Annotated in this window: 13 protein-coding genes; 2 read left to right on the forward strand and 11 right to left on the reverse strand. The window is 45.1% G+C overall.

What is annotated here, in order from left to right:
* Positions 1–26: 26 nt before the first annotated feature.
* The 8 genes from J8L84_RS06220 to J8L84_RS06255 all read right to left on the reverse strand — a co-directional run bounded on the left by J8L84_RS06220 (position 27) and on the right by J8L84_RS06255 (position 13,071).
* Positions 27–1,442, reverse strand: a complete 1,416-nt coding sequence (locus J8L84_RS06220) for a CmpA/NrtA family ABC transporter substrate-binding protein (RefSeq protein WP_211069922.1) — start codon at positions 1,440–1,442, stop codon at positions 27–29.
* Positions 1,443–1,889: 447 nt separating this feature from the next.
* Positions 1,890–3,206 carry a methyl-accepting chemotaxis protein gene (locus J8L84_RS06225; RefSeq protein WP_211069923.1) on the reverse strand — a complete coding sequence of 439 codons (1,317 nt, stop codon included), beginning with the start codon at positions 3,204–3,206 and terminating at the stop codon, positions 1,890–1,892.
* A gap of 199 nt (positions 3,207–3,405) precedes the next feature.
* Entirely contained in the window at positions 3,406–4,401 is a 996-nt protein-coding gene (locus tag J8L84_RS06230; protein ID WP_211069924.1) for a glycosyl transferase family protein, read from the reverse strand.
* The gene (gene cobA, locus J8L84_RS06235; protein WP_063458142.1) at positions 4,385–5,284 is read right to left on the reverse strand and encodes a uroporphyrinogen-III C-methyltransferase; all 900 of its coding nucleotides are present in this window, start codon (positions 5,282–5,284) and stop codon (positions 4,385–4,387) included. The genes J8L84_RS06230 and cobA overlap by 17 nt, the downstream gene beginning before the upstream one ends.
* Positions 5,285–5,401: 117 nt before the next feature.
* A complete protein-coding gene (locus tag J8L84_RS06240; protein WP_211069925.1) occupies positions 5,402–8,191 on the reverse strand; it encodes a nitrate reductase in 2,790 nt (929 codons plus the stop codon).
* A gap of 43 nt (positions 8,192–8,234) precedes the next feature.
* Entirely contained in the window at positions 8,235–8,588 is a 354-nt protein-coding gene (gene nirD, locus J8L84_RS06245; RefSeq protein WP_211069926.1) for a nitrite reductase small subunit NirD, read from the reverse strand.
* Positions 8,589–8,602: 14 nt separating this feature from the next.
* Positions 8,603–11,152 carry a nitrite reductase large subunit NirB gene (gene nirB, locus J8L84_RS06250; RefSeq protein WP_211069927.1) on the reverse strand — a complete coding sequence of 850 codons (2,550 nt, stop codon included), beginning with the start codon at positions 11,150–11,152 and terminating at the stop codon, positions 8,603–8,605.
* A gap of 353 nt (positions 11,153–11,505) precedes the next feature.
* Positions 11,506–13,071 carry a SulP family inorganic anion transporter gene (locus J8L84_RS06255; RefSeq protein WP_211069928.1) on the reverse strand — a complete coding sequence of 522 codons (1,566 nt, stop codon included), beginning with the start codon at positions 13,069–13,071 and terminating at the stop codon, positions 11,506–11,508.
* A 325-nt stretch (positions 13,072–13,396) separates the two neighbouring features.
* On the opposite strand from J8L84_RS06255, the gene J8L84_RS06260 reads away from it, so the two are divergent.
* Positions 13,397–13,681, forward strand: coding sequence for a hypothetical protein (locus J8L84_RS06260; protein ID WP_057793943.1), 285 nt, complete (start codon positions 13,397–13,399; stop codon positions 13,679–13,681).
* Positions 13,682–13,938: 257 nt separating this feature from the next.
* Positions 13,939–15,303 (forward strand): nitrate regulatory protein, encoded by a 1,365-nt coding sequence (locus J8L84_RS06265; protein ID WP_211069929.1) that lies wholly within the window; start codon positions 13,939–13,941, stop codon positions 15,301–15,303.
* Here the strand turns inward: J8L84_RS06265 and J8L84_RS06270 are convergent.
* From J8L84_RS06270 to J8L84_RS06280, 3 genes are all read right to left on the reverse strand, one after another.
* Complete coding sequence (locus tag J8L84_RS06270) at positions 15,280–15,927, reverse strand: nucleotidyltransferase family protein (RefSeq protein WP_247670592.1); 648 nt, start codon at positions 15,925–15,927, stop codon at positions 15,280–15,282. The genes J8L84_RS06265 and J8L84_RS06270 overlap by 24 nt on opposite strands.
* 97 nt (positions 15,928–16,024) lie before the next feature.
* Positions 16,025–16,705, reverse strand: a complete 681-nt coding sequence (locus J8L84_RS06275) for a phosphatase PAP2 family protein (protein ID WP_211069930.1) — start codon at positions 16,703–16,705, stop codon at positions 16,025–16,027.
* 77 nt (positions 16,706–16,782) lie between these two features.
* A complete protein-coding gene (locus J8L84_RS06280; RefSeq protein WP_211069931.1) occupies positions 16,783–17,097 on the reverse strand; it encodes a BolA/IbaG family iron-sulfur metabolism protein in 315 nt (104 codons plus the stop codon).
* Positions 17,098–17,100 lie beyond the last annotated feature (3 nt).

Genomic DNA, 17,100 nt, shown 5'->3' on the forward strand with positions numbered 1-17,100 from the left:
GCTATGTGTGTATGACTGTGAAACTGTTAAAGAACAGTTTCACCCTTTAGCCCAATACCAAACTGCTCGAGATAAGCATTTGGCTTGCTACCGTCGTAGGTAACGCCGTCGATAAATTCAGATTGAGGTGGTTTAAAGCCAGTTTCAGTGGCAAACGCTGGGAAGTCCGTCGCTTTTGCTTTTCCTTCAGCAATGAGTGCTTTTGCAGCCATGGCGTAAACCTCAGGCTTATACACTTTACGTGCAGTCTCTTTATACCAATCGTCTGATTTAGGCTCTGAAATCTGTCCCCAGCGGCGCATTTGCGTTAAATACCAAATCGCATCACTGTAAAATGGGTAAGTGGCGTTGTAACGGAAGAATACGTTGAAGTCTGGTACTTCACGCTTATCGCCTTTTTCGTATTCGAAAGTGCCTGTCATGCTGTTAGCCAACACATCTTCATCGGCGCCAACATAGTTGCTTTTGGCTAAGATTTTTACTGCTTCTGGGCGATTAGCATTGTCATTTTCATCTAACCACATGGCAGCTCGAATTAACGCTTTAACCACACGAATGTGAGTATTCGGGTACTTCTCTGCCCATGCTTGGCTCACACCAAACACTTTCTCTGGGTTGTTTTTCCAAATTTCGTAATCGGTAATAACCGGAACACCAATGCCTTTAAATACCGCCTGCTGGTTCCAAGGTTCGCCTACGCAATACCCATAGATAGTGCCGGCTTCCATGGTGGCGGGCATTTGAGGAGGAGGGGTAACTGATAGCAAAGCTTCGGCATCTATCTGCCCAGCATTATCACCTTTGTGCGGTGCATAGTAGCCTGGATGAATACCACCAGCAGCAAGCCAGTATCTAAGCTCGTAGTTGTGTGTAGATACAGGAAAAACCATACCCATGTTAAACGGCTTACCCGCATCACGGTATTCTTCAACTACAGGCTTTAAATAGTCAGCTTTAATAGGGTGCACCGGTTTGCCATCTTCTACCGGAATATGGGCCTTCATTTTTTCCCATATTTCGTTTGAAACCGTGATGCCATTACCATTTAAATCCATACTGAACGCAGTCACAACGTGTGCTTCAGTACCAAAACCAATGGTTGCGCCAAGAGGTTGCCCTGCCAGCATGTGAGCGCCATCAAGTTGACCGTCGATGGTTCTATCTAGTAATACTTTCCAGTTTGCTTGGGCTTCTAAGGTTACATACAAGCCTTCATCTTCAAAAAAGCCTTTTTCGTAAGCGATGGCCAACGGCGCCATATCGGTCAGCTTAATAAAACCAAATTTTAATTCTTCTTTTTCTGGCCAACCCACTTTTACATCGCTTTGTGCGCTAGCAAGTGGTGCGCCTAAGGTGAAGGAAAGCGCTATCGCCGCGGTTATTCCAGCTGTCATTTTTTTCTTTATTTGTTTGAGCATTGAAACGTTTTTAAACTTGGTCATTTATGTTTCCTTTAGCCAAAAAAAAACCCACCAGCGTAGACGAATAAACGTCGCGCTTGGTGGGCTTCGATGCCGAGCCTGTAATCATTAGTTAATGAAATACAGGCGAACTTATTGTTTGGGTGTTAATTGTAGCTACCAGTACTTAATGTACTTTTTTATTTTAGTATCGCTTAACAGTGTAACTGCCATTGATAAAGCAGAGTTCGTGCCAAAACCCTAACCTACTGAAATTATAGGATTTAGAAAAAATAGAAATGGTAATCATTCTTTTACCTGAACAATAACAGTGCGTTTATTGCACTAGAAGTGTTCGATGCACAGCACTGGAATGTTTGTAGCTCTGGGTTGTTTGTAGCTCAGGGATGTGTGTCGCATAGTGGCGACGAAGAATAAAAACACGAGGGAGACACTACGTTCTCCCTCAGTGCTTTTTTAGTTTCTGGCTTACAGCCGTTGGGTGAATTGACCAATGGCGTTCACTACTTCTGAAGATCCATTTTGAATTTCGTTCATGACTTTGCCCGACTCGGTCGAGTATTCAAGCGCTTCTCTCGCTTTTTCCTGACCAGCCTCAATGAGTTGCACCGCATTTTCTGTGAGCTTTCTGTTTTCATTTACCACACTGACAATTTCTTCAGTGGCTGTACTGGTTCTGGATGCAAGTTGGCGCACTTCATCAGCAACAACGGCAAAACCTCTTCCTTGATCCCCCGCTCTGGCGGCTTCAATTGCCGCATTCAGCGCCAATAAGTTAGTTTGGTCGGCAATACCACTGATGCTTTTAACTAAGTCGGCCACTTTTTGCGACTGTTCGTCAAGCTCTCGAATACCCTCGCTCGCCGTTCCCATCTGCGAAGTAAGCTCACCCATAATTCGCACCATGCTACCCACAACCTCTTTACCTTTCTGGGCTTGCTCTCCCGTACCTTGTGAAATATTAAAAGCAACATTAGCGGCCTCAGAAATAGCAAACTCTCTCTGCATTTGTTCGGTTATGACGGTGGCAAACTTAACGACTTTGTACAGTATGCCCTTGTCGTTTCGTATTGGGTTGTAAGATGCCTCTAGCCACACTTCATTACCGCGACTATCTACTCGCTTAAAGCGGTCTGAAAACATTTTGCCTTGCGAAAGATCGCTCCAAAATTGTCGGTATTCTGGCGTGTCGACTTCATCTGCGGAGCAAAATATCTTGTGGTGCTTACCCACTATTTGCTCTGATGAATAGCCCATAGAAGATAAGAAGTTATCGTTGGCTTTAAGAATAATACCTGTGAGGTCAAACTCAATTACCGCAGTGGAGCGATGCAAAGCCTCAAGCATGTCTTTCATCTCACGGCTTCGATTAATATTTCTCGTTTGTTCAGCCATATACAAGGCGAGTCGGTCGACCACACCGCTGTCATTAAGGATGGGTTGCAATATTCCTCTAAACCAACGGTCTTCGCCATTCGCATTAGCAAGATTAATCGCACCATGCCAATGCTGCGCTTGCTTAATAGCAGAAAGAAACTCCTTCGTGGCGGCTTGGCTCATGACTCCCTGAGGAATGAGACTATCCATGGTTTTTCCATCAAGTTCATTGGATGAAAAACTTATAGCATCTGCAAAGCCGTCGTTAATTCTATTGATTCTGCCGTTTCTGTCTAATTCAACATAAAGCATTTCTGCCCTGAGTTCGCTTTCTACCGTGTGAAATGATTCAACATCTTTGCGTAAACGTTCTACTTCTTCTAACAATTGCTTATTCTTAAAAAACATCCCGTGCTCCTCGACATTCGGGTATAGCATCTCGCTCACACAAACTTCTCATATCGTTTATGAGAGCGAGCGAGGATACAAAGTCGTTATTGCTTTAGTTGGCTGATCTAAAGATAGCAGATGATTTACAAGTTACTTAATTATTGGAGAAATTTGAAAATGAATTGATTAATAGGCAACAGCATTAGACACAAATGGCCTAATGCTGGGCAAATGGAAGTGTAGTTTTATCTCGTTTTGCCCACATTTGTGTGGCAAGCGTATTCGCTTTTTCTACGTCACACCCTTCAAGTAAAATAAGGTAGCTCACCAGCGTAGCGTGAATAGCTTGTTCACCGTAAAGATGCGAAGCCTCGCCTCGCCAAACCGCCAGCATATCGTTTACGTTCATTTGGGTATCTTTAAGAGCCATTTTTTCTGTTAACTCAGGAAGAATGATTTCTTCTGTACTTCCATTGCGCGTGACATAGAGCTCGGTTTTTCGCTCACTGTTTACTTCGGGGTCTCCCCCATCACCACGAAAACAAAGCGCTTCAAACGCGGGAAAACTTTCATTCACGCGGCAATGCTTATGGTCAAGGTGCATGTGATAAACACCCTGTACACAAAAAGGAGCCGACGTTGGGTTTAGTAAGCGCGCCAAGGTGTTTGCGCATGAGCGCAGCCCAAACACTTCACGTAATTTAATGATGGTATTAAGCGCTGGTAATAAATGCGATAAGTCGAGATAGGTAGCACCAAATTCACACATTTGGCGAGATGCATCGGAAATACTATTTACTTCTACAAGCCCCAAAGCCGGTAACGCTTTACTAGCATATAACCGACCAGAGCCTGGCTCATGAGCGCCATGTAGCATAACGGTATAGTTGTTTTTAGCCAGCACCGCGCACGATAGCAGATACCAAGGTAACTGGCGGCGCTTACCGGCATAGCAGCCCACGTCTAACGTAGGTGTTAATTCAGCAAGTTCAGGCTCTAGTAATTCACGGCATGCATCAATAAACCCAATAACTTCTTCTGGGGTTTCTTCTCTCGTGCGTAAGAGCATTAAAAAAGCGCCGCGTTGATCGCCGGTAACCTGATTAGACAATACCATTTTCATAGACTCGTAAGCTTCTTGACGGGTAAGACTGCGCCCACCTTTTTGGCCCTTGCCTATGATTTTTATATAGTTGCTAAATTGCTGAGACATGCTGTTTATTATGTAAAAGTGATGTATTGACGAGTTGTCGTGACTCTATCACCTTTCCAAAAATAAGTAACGTAGGACCACTCACATTCGCTTCAGATACCAAACTACCAATGGTACTCAAGGTGCCCTCTATGACTCGCTGTTGTGGACTTGTTGCATTTTCTACTGCGGCTACAGGCCAATCATGGGCTATACCCTGATTTCCTAACGCCTCACACAGCAAAGACAAACGACTTAGCCCCATATAAACCACTACCGTTTGAGAGGCTACGTTTTTTGCCAATTGTGTCATCTCTGGCCATGTTTCAGGGTTTTGAAAATGTGCAGTAATAAAGCTTACCGCCTGTGCACAACGTCTATCAGTCAGGGGGATACCTGTGTAGGCAGACATACCAGAAGCCGCCGTAATACCAGGTACAATAGCAAAAGGAATATTCGCTTCTGTTAGCGCCATAGTTTCTTCGCACGTTCTGGCAAACAACGCAGGGTCGCCACCTTTAAGTCGAACTACGCAATGACCTGCCTTGGCCAGCTCAACCACCTTCGCACTAATATCTTGCTGTTTCATACTGTGTTGCCCACAGCGTTTACCCACATATTCACGTTTCACATGACGGGGAATTTCTGCAATGACATCTTTGCCCACTAACGCATCAAACAACACAATATCGGCTTGCTTGATTAACCTAAGCGCTTTAAGGGTGAGTAATTCTACATCACCAGGACCCGCCCCAACAATGTACACTTTTCCTTCTTTCTTACTGCGTGGCGCGTTTTTCCCGTTGCCCAACCATCCACTTAAAAAATTGGATGTCGAGTGACGAACAGGTAACGATAATGCTTCGCGAAACAACAGCCCAAATGTGTTAACTAAAGTGTTCATGATAATGTCTCCAGAGCAAGGCTCGTGGCTGTAGCTTTTGTGTTAATCGCTCTTGTATTAGTTACATTTATACAAGGATGCACTCTGTATAGCTTTTTGGCAGACACGCTCTTAGTGTTAACTCTCACGCGCGACGTCTCCTACCGGGGTAACATGTTCGTTAATTAATGTTGCTAAAGCAGGTTTGCACGAACCGCAATTTGTTCCGCACTTTAGCGTATCGCCCAATTCAGACACTGATGAGCACCCTGCTGCAATCGCTTTGTTAATGGTTTTTTCCCTTACAGAAAAGCAGCTGCAAACCACAGGGCCATTTAAAAACGCTTCATCCACTTCGCAGCGTAAAAAATTAGCCAGTTTGTCAGGGCTGAAACTTTGCGTTAATGCACTGTCTATCCAAGAATTTGGCACATCATACTTTGGCTTGGTACTCGGGCTTTGCGCACCGAAAAATGCCATAAAACAAAACGAATCTTCATAAGTACAAATCAGCACTTGGCTATCGGTGGTTTTGTGTTGATAGCACACCCACGTTTTAGGTAATTTTTCTAGCAAACCCGTCATTAACGCGTGCGATGTAAGTTGGCTGGCAATAGATACTCCCAGCCCATTTTCGATTAATTGTTTAGCCCAGTAGCCGCCATTACTTTCCACTACCTCGCTGAGCACATTGACGATATCCAATTTGCTATTTGCCGATTGTACGTCGTCACTAATATAAAGCTTTCCGTAGCTTAAAAAGCTGTGGGGGGCAATGGATACCGCACCATGTTTTAATTCTGGCTGTCCTGAAATAGGATCGGTTGCCGGCGCAAAAAGCTTTGCCAATTTACTGTGCGAACCCCACTCTCCAGACCAATGAATAGGAACGAATACATCGCCTCGACGCTGACGTTTATCGATTTGCACAGGGAAGATACAGGGTGTTTCGCCGCTCACTTCACTGCTAAGAGCAACATAGTCGTTTTGTGCTACAAGCAATGTTTTTGCATCTTCGGGATGAATATAAAGATTAGCGTGGGCAGTATGGGCATGAAGTACCGGCGCCTTACCTGTTCGAGTCATGGTGTGCCATTGGTCACGCATTCGCCCGCTATTGAGCACAAATGGAAATTCATTCGAGGTCACTTGAACAGGTGCTGTAAATGTCACAGCAACAAAGTTTGCTTTGCCCGTCGGGGTAGAAAACACTTTGTTATAAAAGGGGCGAACAGGTAAAAGAGTTTTATCGCTGTTGGTCATTAATGGCCATTGCACTGGCGCCATTGCATCATACTGAGCCTGCGACTTCCCCACTAAGGGAGCAAGATTGAGTAGTCGTGCTCCGTCATTTTTATATGATGTTAAGCGGGCATGTTCATCAAATATTTCACTGGGATGTGAATAAGAAAATGCGTCATTAAATCCCATTTTCCGTGCGACATCACACATAATTTGCCAATCGTGTTTGGCTTCACCTGCAGGTGGCATAATCCCTCGCTGACGTGAAATTCTTCGCTCTGAATTCGTCACGGTTCCGTCTTTTTCAGACCACCCCGTTGCCGGTAGTGCAATATCGGCAAAGGCAAGGGTATCGTTACTCTGTACAATGTCAGATACCACTACCATGTCGCACTTTTTGAGCGCCGATTCAACTTGCTCACGATAAGGCATACTGACTACGGGGTTTGTACCCATTATCCATACAAACTTTATTTGCCCCGCATCCATAGCAGAGAACAGGTCTACCGCTTTTAAGCCGCCTTGCTCTGGCATAGCAGGAGACTGCCAAAACACTTTTACATTTTCACGGTGTTCAGGGTTTTCAATATCACAATGCGCCGCCAACATGTTGGCTAACCCCCCCACTTCTCTGCCACCCATGGCATTGGGCTGGCCTGTTATTGAAAAGGGTCCACAACCTGGCTTGCTAATGAAATCTAGCGCCAAGTGGCAATTAATAATGGCGTTGGCCTTGTCTACTCCAGCAGAGGATTGGTTAACCCCCATGGAATAGAAGGTAATTGCACTGTCTGCGCTAATAAACCATTGATAGAAAGTGGCCAAATCTGCTTCATTCAAACCACACACACTCGCCACGTCTTTTGCATCAAGCGTGTTAGCACTTGTAATGGCGTCACTTAATCCTTGGGTGAACTCGCTAATAGCAGGTTCATTGATTGCCCCATTGTTGTGAGCAAATTGAAGTAACCCATTAAAAAGTGCAACGTCGCTGCCCCCTGTAAGAGGCAAGTGTAAATCGGCGATGGTACATGTTTCGGTTTCCCGAGGGTCTATCACCACCACTTTCATAGCTGGATTGCGCAGCTTCGCCCGTTGAATACGCTGGAATAGCACAGGGTGTGCCCACGCGGTGTTACTGCCTGTCAGCACCAACAGCGAAGTACACTCTAAATCGGTGTAATCACAAGGCACCACGTCTTCGCCAAACGCACGTTTGTAACCTGCAACAGCAGATGACATGCAAAGCCGTGAGTTTGTGTCTATATTTGCGCTGCCAATAAACCCTTTCATGAGCTTATTCGCAACATAATAATCTTCAGTAAGTAATTGCCCTGATACATAAAACGCAACGGCATCCGGCCCATGTTCAGCAATAGTCTGGGTGATTTTATCAGCCACCGCGCGGGTAGCCGTGTCCCAATCTACCTTTGCACCTGCCATGGTTGGGTGAAGCAAACGGCCGCTAAGATCATTTGTTTCAAGCAGGTTTGTGCCTTTTACACACAGACGACCATAATTGGCCGGATGCTCGGGCGTACCAGTAACCTTGTCCAGGGAGGTAGTGCGCCCGCTAACGTTGCAACTGATATCTACACCACAACCCACACCACAATAAGGGCAGGTGGTTTGCTTTTGCCGTAGTAGTGGTTCCAGCATAGTGGTTTTTGGTGTAGCCATATTCATGGAAAAACTCTCTTAGTAAACAAAGACAACGGATAAAAATGGGTTAAACAGCAACGAGTATTCGCTCACCTTCCACTTTCACGTCGTACGCCATTACGCTTACGTCATCACGTTCAATACACTTACCTGTGGCCAACACGTAATGCTCTTTATAAAGAGGCGATGCCACCACAATATCATCCGCTATAGAGCCTATAAGGCCACGATATAGCACGTTTGCTTTGCCGATGGGATCCCAGTTGCTAATGGCGTAAAGAAACTGCTCGCCACCTTTTATTACACTAAACAACGCCACCTGCTGACCTTCGATAAGTGCACAAACACCGCTATTTGTTACCACGTCGTCAATGCCACACACGTCATGCCAAAGGGGCGCCACATCTGTATTTGCTGTCATCAGTTTGTTCCTTTTTAAATTACGTCAACCGCAATGAGATTGTCGGCACCTTTAGACTTTTCCATTTCAGTGGCAGGTCTAACTTGGCCTCGTTCAGATACAAATTGTATGTTTGTATCTGTGCCATCTGTGTTAACGAATTGACGGAAACGTTTGCGGGATGCTTCGCTTTCAAGGGTAGTTTTCCACTCACATTGATAAGCACCAACCACGGTTTCCATTTGGGCTTCTAAGTCTGCGTTTATGTTGAGCGAGTCATTCATAACAACATCCTGAAGGTAAGCTAACCCCCCTTCTAAGTTGTCCATCCACACCGATGTACGTTGAAGCCTATCGGCAGTGCGTACATAGAACATCAATACACGGTCGATGTATTTAACCAGCGTTTCTGTATCTAAATCGGTAGCGAATAAATCGGCATGACGAGGTTTCATACCGCCGTTTCCGCACACGTATAAGTTCCAGCCATTTTCGGTAGCAATAACACCAATATCTTTACTTTGTGCTTCTGCACATTCTCGGGTACAGCCGGAAACGCCGAATTTAATTTTGTGCGGTGCCCGTAGGCCTTTGTAACGGTTCTCTAAATCGATTGCGGTTTTTACCGAATCTTGCACCCCGTAACGACACCACGTGCTACCTACACAAGATTTCACCGTACGAAGGGCTTTAGCGTATGCATGGCCGGTTTCAAAGCCGCCTTTAACGAGAGCCTCCCAAATATCAGGCAGTTGATCGACCCGCGCGCCAAATAAATCAATACGCTGACCGCCGGTTATTTTGGTATACAAGCTATATTTCTTGGCAACTTCGCCTAACAAAATAAGCTTCTCTGGGGTAATTTCTCCCCCCGCCACACGAGGAACTACAGAATAAGTGCCGTCTTTTTGCATGTTACCAAGGTAAATATCGTTGGTATCTTGCAGAGGTAAATGCTCTTGTTTAAGTACGTAATCGTTGTACACAGAGGCTAAAATAGAGCCTGCTGCTGGCTTACATATTTCACAGCCAAGACCCGTACCATGCTTTTCGAGCAACTCGTCAAAAGAGGTAATGCCGTTCACTTTTACAATGTGAAATAGTTCTTGGCGGGTATGATTGAAATGCTCACAAATGGCTTTCGAGACTTCAACACCCCGTTTTTCAAGCTCGCTATCAACCACGTTTTTCAACAATGCGGTACACCCGCCACAGCCGGTACTGGCTTTCGTGCAACTTTTAACATCACCAAGGCTGCAACAGCCTTCGTCGATAGCCGAGACAATGTCGCTTTTGGCCACGTTATGACATGAACATATTGTTGCGGTATCTGGCAGTGCATCTGCACCTAACGCTGGCGCAGCACCAGCACTAGGCAAAATAAGCGTTTCAGGATTTTCCGGTAAATCAATGCCGTTTAAGGCATATTGCAACAAGGTATCGTAATCGCTGGTATCACCCACTAACACGGCACCTAACACTTTTTGTTGGCTTTCATCTACTACCAACTTTTTGTACACGCCTTCAGGCTGATTAAAGTAGGTGTAGCTTTGTGCGCCAGTGGTACGCTCGTGCGCATCGCCTATAGAGCCCACTTCCACGCCCATCAACTTGAGTTTAGTACTCATGTCGGCGCCGGTGAATACAGTATCACCACCTGTTAGCGAGCTTACTGCTGCGCGAGCCATCGTGTAGCCAGGCGCAACCAAACCAAATATGCGGTTTTGCCACAGCGCACATTCGCCCACGGCGAAAATGTCAGGATCTGAGGTTAAGCAGTTGTCATCAACGACAATACCGCCACGCTCCCCTAGGGCTAGCATGGATTTTCTGGCGAGTTGATCTGATGGGCGAATACCTGCTGAAAACAGCACCATATCCGTTTCAAGAAAAGTACCGTCGGCAAATACCATGCGATAACGTGATTGCTCACCGGCTTCAATAACCTGTGTCGCTTTCTGGGTATGTACGGTTACCCCTAAGGATTCAATTTTACTGCGAAGTACGTCACCGCCGGTTTCGTCTAACTGCACTGCCATAAGCTGTGGCGCAAATTCCACCACATGGGTTTCAAGGCCGGCTTCTTTTAATGCGTTTGCCGCTTCAAGCCCCAATAATCCGCCACCCACTACCACACCCACTTTGCTTTCGCGGGCAGAGTTTTCAATCGCAATCAGGTCATCAATAGTGCGATACACTAAGCAGTGTTCTTGATCGTTTCCTGGAATAGGCGGAACAAACGGGTAAGACCCCGTGGCAAGAACCAACTTATCATAGGGAAACACCTGGCCATCTTCTGTTAACGCCTTTTTTTCGTCGCGCAGCAAGTCAGTCACTATGGCGTTGGTTACCACATTAACGCCCCACTCACGATATACATCAGCGGTTGTCAGCGCTAAATCATCTGCGCTAGCACCACTAAAGTAAGAGGACAAATGTACTCTATCGTAGGCCAGTCTCGACTCACCACACAGTACGGTGATATCAACGTTATCGCTGCTTTGATGAAGCTGTTCAACAAAATGGTGCCCTACCATTCCGTTACCAACGACGAGAATTCGCGTTTTAGATGCCAAAGATGTCATGGTCTCTCCCCTTTATTCGGGACAAAAAAAAGCCCGCATCAACTTTCGTTGTTGCGGGCTTCGTTGCCTATCAAGCGCTACGAGTGATCGTAGCTATCAAATTTTTATGAGCTAGGTTGCTCTAAACATACACACACAGTATTTCACACAATTAAGTATATCCAATATTAGTGCCATGTCATTACAAGCCTGTTTTATATAGATTTATTCAAAAACTAGGCTTTTCGAACCACCCTAATTTGCACCAAACAAAAGCATTTGCGATTTCATTTGGTGCACTTAAGTGGTCTATTTTACTTTCTAGTATTAGTAATTCGCCTTAGTAGTAACACCAAGGCGATAACCAACAGCGGTTAAGCAAGTTTATCGGTAGCAACGCGATAACGTGGATCTTCATTCACGTTAATTTCTACAAACTTGTCTGCTTTACGCAGTAAGTTGCGACACTCATCACTGATATGGCGAATATGCAGCTTCTTACCTTGCTGTTCATATTTGTCAGCTAACGTGTCTAAGGCATCAATACCTGAAGAATCCCAAATTCTCGATTCTTTAAAGTCGATAACCACATGCTCAGGGTCATTGGCAATATCAAACAAGTCTTTGAAGTGACTAACTGAACCGAAGAACAAAGGCCCTTCTAAGTCATACACTTTCCAATCGTCGCTATCGATATGACTCTTAACTTCAATATGGCGAGCGTGCTTCCACGCAAATACCAAGGCAGAAACGATAACACCCACCACAACCGCAATCGCAAGGTCGGCAATGACCGTAACCGCGGTAACTAAGAATAGGACAAAAGCATCTTCTTTATTTACACCACGGATAATGCGGAACGATGCCCATTCAAAGGTAGCAATAACCACAACAAACATTACGCCAACCAATGCCGCTAGCGGAATCATTTCAATTAATGGTGCTGCAAAAAGGATAAAGGCAAGCAATACCAATGCCGCTGTAATACCAGATAAACGTCCACGACCACCAGAGTTAATGTTAATCATACTCTGACCAATCATGGCACAACCGCCCATACCGCCAAAGAAGCCATTCACTGTATTCGCAACGCCCTGACCAACACATTCTTTGTTGCCACGGCCGCGGGTGTCTGTCATTTCATCAATAAGCGATAATGTAAGGAGTGACTCAATCAAGCCAACCAAACATAAAATGATTGAAGTAGGCAGAACAATCATCACCGTTTCCCAAGTAAACGGTACCATCGGGATAGCAAAAGTGGGTAGTTCACCCGCTAGGGTAGCGCTCGCTTTTTGTGCTTCAGGCAGTAAATCACGCACGAAATCGATAACGGTACGCGCTTCTAAATCAAGCCCATGTACCATGGCAGTTACCGTAACAATAGCCACTAACGAGGCGGGCACTGCGGTAGTAAGCTTAGGCAGTAAGTAAATAATCGCCATGGTAAGCGCGACGAGCCCAAGCATCCAATACAACATAGACCCTTGCATCCACTCCAACTGACCTAGGGCATTCACTACTTTGAATTGACCTAATTGGGCAAGGAAAATAACAATGGCTAAACCATTCACAAACCCTAGCATTACTGGGTATGGCACCAATCGTATGAACTTACCAAGCTTAAATACCCCACAGAGTATTTGCAGTAAGCCGGCTAATATAACGGCGGCAAACAGATATTGAACGCCATGCTGTGCCACTAGTGCCACCATGACCACGGCCATAGCACCTGTCGCACCAGAAATCATTCCTGGACGCCCGCCAATGGCTGACGTGATAAGTCCCATCATAAATGCGGCATACAACCCAATCATGGGCTCAACACCAGCAACAAATGCAAAAGCAACCGCTTCTGGTACCAGTGCTAGTGCAACGGTAATACCAGAAAGCACGTCATTTTTTACATTACTATCTCGATTAGTAATTAAATCAAACATGTTTTCTCAGGAGTTTAGAGGTTTTAGGATCGTGCGTTGTCAGTATAGCTGTGGATGCTATAAATCACTGTCTTGCACAAATTTTGGTGCGATTCTACCACCATTAATGCTTAAAATCTTTTAATAGAATGTTAATCGTACAGAGGATTTTAAGCTGACAAGACTGGCTTTCCATGGCATCGTAGCAAGCTTAGTTTTTATCTAGCAATTGATGCGTCGTTTATTGTCATTGACGCTCTCAATTGTATTCTCACTGATTTTTTAAACTACGTCGCTGACACTTTTTGCGGCGAGGTGTATTTTGACCAACCGATAAGGAGTGGAAGTGGTCCCTTATTTACTCACTATTTTATGCGTGCTGGTGGCTGGCGCTATTCATTGGGCATTTCCAAAAACCTTTTGGAAATCTACGTTAATGTCCACCGCTGTCATTTTGCTATTTTCTATTGCCGCTTTATTTATCTTCAAAGCATCCGGCATGCTAATGACTGAGACGGGTGAAGATCCTGACTTTTCCGGTAAATTACTGATGATTACTGCGTTGATGTCTTTCTTCGGGCTGCTTATTTCTATTTTTGTCGGCTGGTTTCTGCGCGTAGTAAGAGCCTAGTAAGCGCGTAATAACAAATATTAAGCGAGGTGCAAGGCTAAGATTATCTTAACTTGCACCGTTATCGAGCATAAAACGTATCACACGTAGTACTGGTTACAGGTGTTGGCTCAAAAACCCATCTCCCTTAAATTCCACTTCAACAAATATCTCATTAAAAACAGACACTTAAGCAAACCCATTCAAGAAAGGTACGTTAAGGCATAGGCATTGCTTTTATAAACTATTCAATTAGTCCGCTAAATCCATAACGTATCATGCAAACAGACCATGAAATAACGTCCCCTACGCATTATAGCGATGCCACTAAGCGCTTCTTGCTCGCCGCCAAACGCGCCGAGATTACGGTGCTTGAGCAGCTATCCAGCAACTGCCGTATTGTTATTTCGGTTCGTAATATGGTGCATGCTCTGCAGCGCGAACGTGGTGCCACCAACATTTATTTAGCGTCTAAAGGTGATAGGTTTGCAGGGCAGCGCGCCACTCATATTGAAGCAAGCTGTGAAGCAGAATCGATGTTACGCAGTCAACTCAAGTCACTGTATTTAACCGATAGCCATGACACCGCTAACCCTCGTTTGTTAAGCAGCATTACCTTAGCGCTGCAAGGCATTGATTACCTGCCAGTACTTCGTGAACAAGCGAAAAATTTAACCCTGTCCCCGCTAGATTCCACTCGCGCCTATTGCCGCTTAGTCGCTGGGCTACTGACTGTTATTTTTGAAGCCGCTGACATTGCGAGCGACCCAGTGATAACCCGCCTTTTAGTTGCACTTTTCAACTTTATGCAGGGTAAAGAATATGCGGGGCAAGAACGCGCATGGGGCGCTATTGGCTTTGCAGAAACGCACTTTGATAAGCGATTATGCGATAAACTCAGCGCCCTTCAACACGCCCAGCAGCATCACTTTACCGTGTTTAATGAATTCGCCCGTTCTTGTCATAAAGACGCTTACGAGCTTTTAGATGGCAGCCCTGCTGCACACGATATTAATCAATTGCGCAAAATGATTGCACAACTTGCTGATGGCAGCCCGATTGCGGCTGAAATTAGTGAAGTGTGGTTCGATGTGGCCACGCGGCGTATTGATGCCATGCAAGAAATTGAAAATAAACTGACCGACAGCTTAACTAAAGAAGCGCAAACTAAAGTCAGTAACGCGCATCATGAAATGAAAAACCATCAACGGTTGATTGAAAGCTTTACCGATGAACATGCGCAAGATGGTTCACCCCTTACTATGCTGTTTGACCCTAGCATGCCTGGTTTGGTGGAAGACAGTGATCTTGGGCTGCTACAGCCTGATATAACTGGCTCGGGTAACAACGCAGATATTAGTGAGCAGACACAAACCCTGTCTGCGCATCGCTCATTTTACGATTTGTTGCGAGGGCAAGCCCAGTATATTGAAGACATGAGTCGTGAGTTAGAAGAAGCGAAACGCGCTATTACCGAACACAAGTTAGTAGATAGAGCTAAACTCATTCTTATGCAGCAATTTCAATTAAATGAAAATGATGCATATCGAAAGCTACAAAAGCAGGCCATGAATGAGCATAAAAAACTTACCGACATAGCCGCTACCGTTGTTGAAATATCAAATAGAGCGAACCAACGCTGAACCTAAAGTAAGTTGCGGCCACGTTACCAGCCAATTTTTCGTTTTCACTCGTTGGGTAAACACGTCATCTCTAGGGTGGCGAGGGTTTATTGAAATCCTACCGGCAAAATTACTTGAAAGCCCATAGGGCGCAAGCATATCAAACTTATCACTCCCCTCTTTTGGGCAAAGCCTGATGGCGACACAGGTTTCTTTTTCCACCCAATAACTAATGGCCTCTTCGCAATCTCTATAAGCGTTATGACCATGGTTCAGATGCATACGCGCCTGATTCTTCACTTGCCAGTGGGCTGATGGCACTTGCGAAGTTAACGCTTTTTCTATATTGAGCTCGGTGTCTTTTGAGGTATCTGATGGGTTGAAGTAAATAACATCGATATCGTTTAACGCCGTAGCTTTCTTATAGCCATGGAGCTCATCCCATATGGCATTACGTAGAAATCCCGCCGCTAAATACCCTTGGGGCAGGTTTAGCGCTTTGAGCGCAGTCAAACACTGCATGCGGTAGAGATCAGCGGTTAGCACACGGCTAACCGCTGATCGGGCTTCGCTTTCTATACTGGCTGTGTTGGCTGTGCTAGCTGCGCTTTCGTTACTGCCTGTACTTTTGAGGTTCGTCATCATTGAAGCCGTTTACTTGAGCAGACTAATTTCATAAGGCTAATTTCATAAGATTAATGAAAAGGCCAACATTGAAAAGCTAGCAAGAGAAAGCTAGGCGTTATTTCGAATGCTCAGAACGAATGCGCAGATTCCTTTGCCATTTGATCACATAGAAACTAAATGCGGCTATCGCCCCCCCTCCTAACCATCCTGCTATTACGTCGGTCGGCCAATGCACGCCTAATTGCACTCGACTCAGGCCAATCATAAATACCAATAGTGTAGTCAGAGAATATACCCAAACTTTTAATTTAACTTTTGTGATAGAAAAGCAAAACAGCCTAGCAATACAGAAGTAAACAAGGGTAGACATCATGGCATGTGCAGAGGGAAAGCTTTGTGTTAATACGGTAACTTGATGGCCAGACAGCGGCGGTCTAGGGCGGTCTATACCGGCTTTAAGGACAAAGGTAATGACCAAACCTGCTGCTACCGCTATTAGTAGCGTAAATGCTTTTTTAGGATGCCCGGTCAATTTCAACCAACCGGCAACGGCAAGTGAAAAAAAGATAAGTACTTCATTACTGCCAAGTGCGGTGAAATTTTCAAAGAAGCGTTGAACCACTCCCGGCATATCGTCCCACACCAACATTTCAATGACGGCTTGGTCGAAAGGCGCTAAGACTTCCATGGTGGCAAATAGCATTAGCAGCAAAAAGCCACCACCTAATAACACCACCTGCACCGTGGGTGTTTTTACTATTTGCAAATACGCGTTGACCGAACTTCTTACTTCCATGTTACGTAGCGCTCCTATTGGGGCTATAGAAAATTAAAATGAATACTTAATTAAGGAATGAAACGAATAAATACGCGTTAAGACTTGCTGCCACCTAAACACGCTGGAGATGTTAGTGCTTCGCCACCTCGTGCTACCCACTCTGTTGGGGTATAAGTGTGTAATGCTAGCGCATGTACAGGCCCTTTCAAGGCTTCATCGACCAACGTATTAATTTCACGATGACGAGCAATTAAACGTTTGCCTTCAAAGGCCTCAGTCACCACGGTTACTTTGAAATGACTTTGTGCACCGTCAGGTACATTGTGCATGAAGCTCTCGTCTTCTACCTTTAATAAAACAGGTGAAAGTGCGCTGGTAATGGTCGATTCAATAAATTCTTTAACATTCATATG

This window comes from Alteromonas sp. MMG017 (genome assembly GCF_018100795.1).
In the GTDB taxonomy this organism is placed as follows: Bacteria; Pseudomonadota; Gammaproteobacteria; order Enterobacterales; family Alteromonadaceae; genus Alteromonas.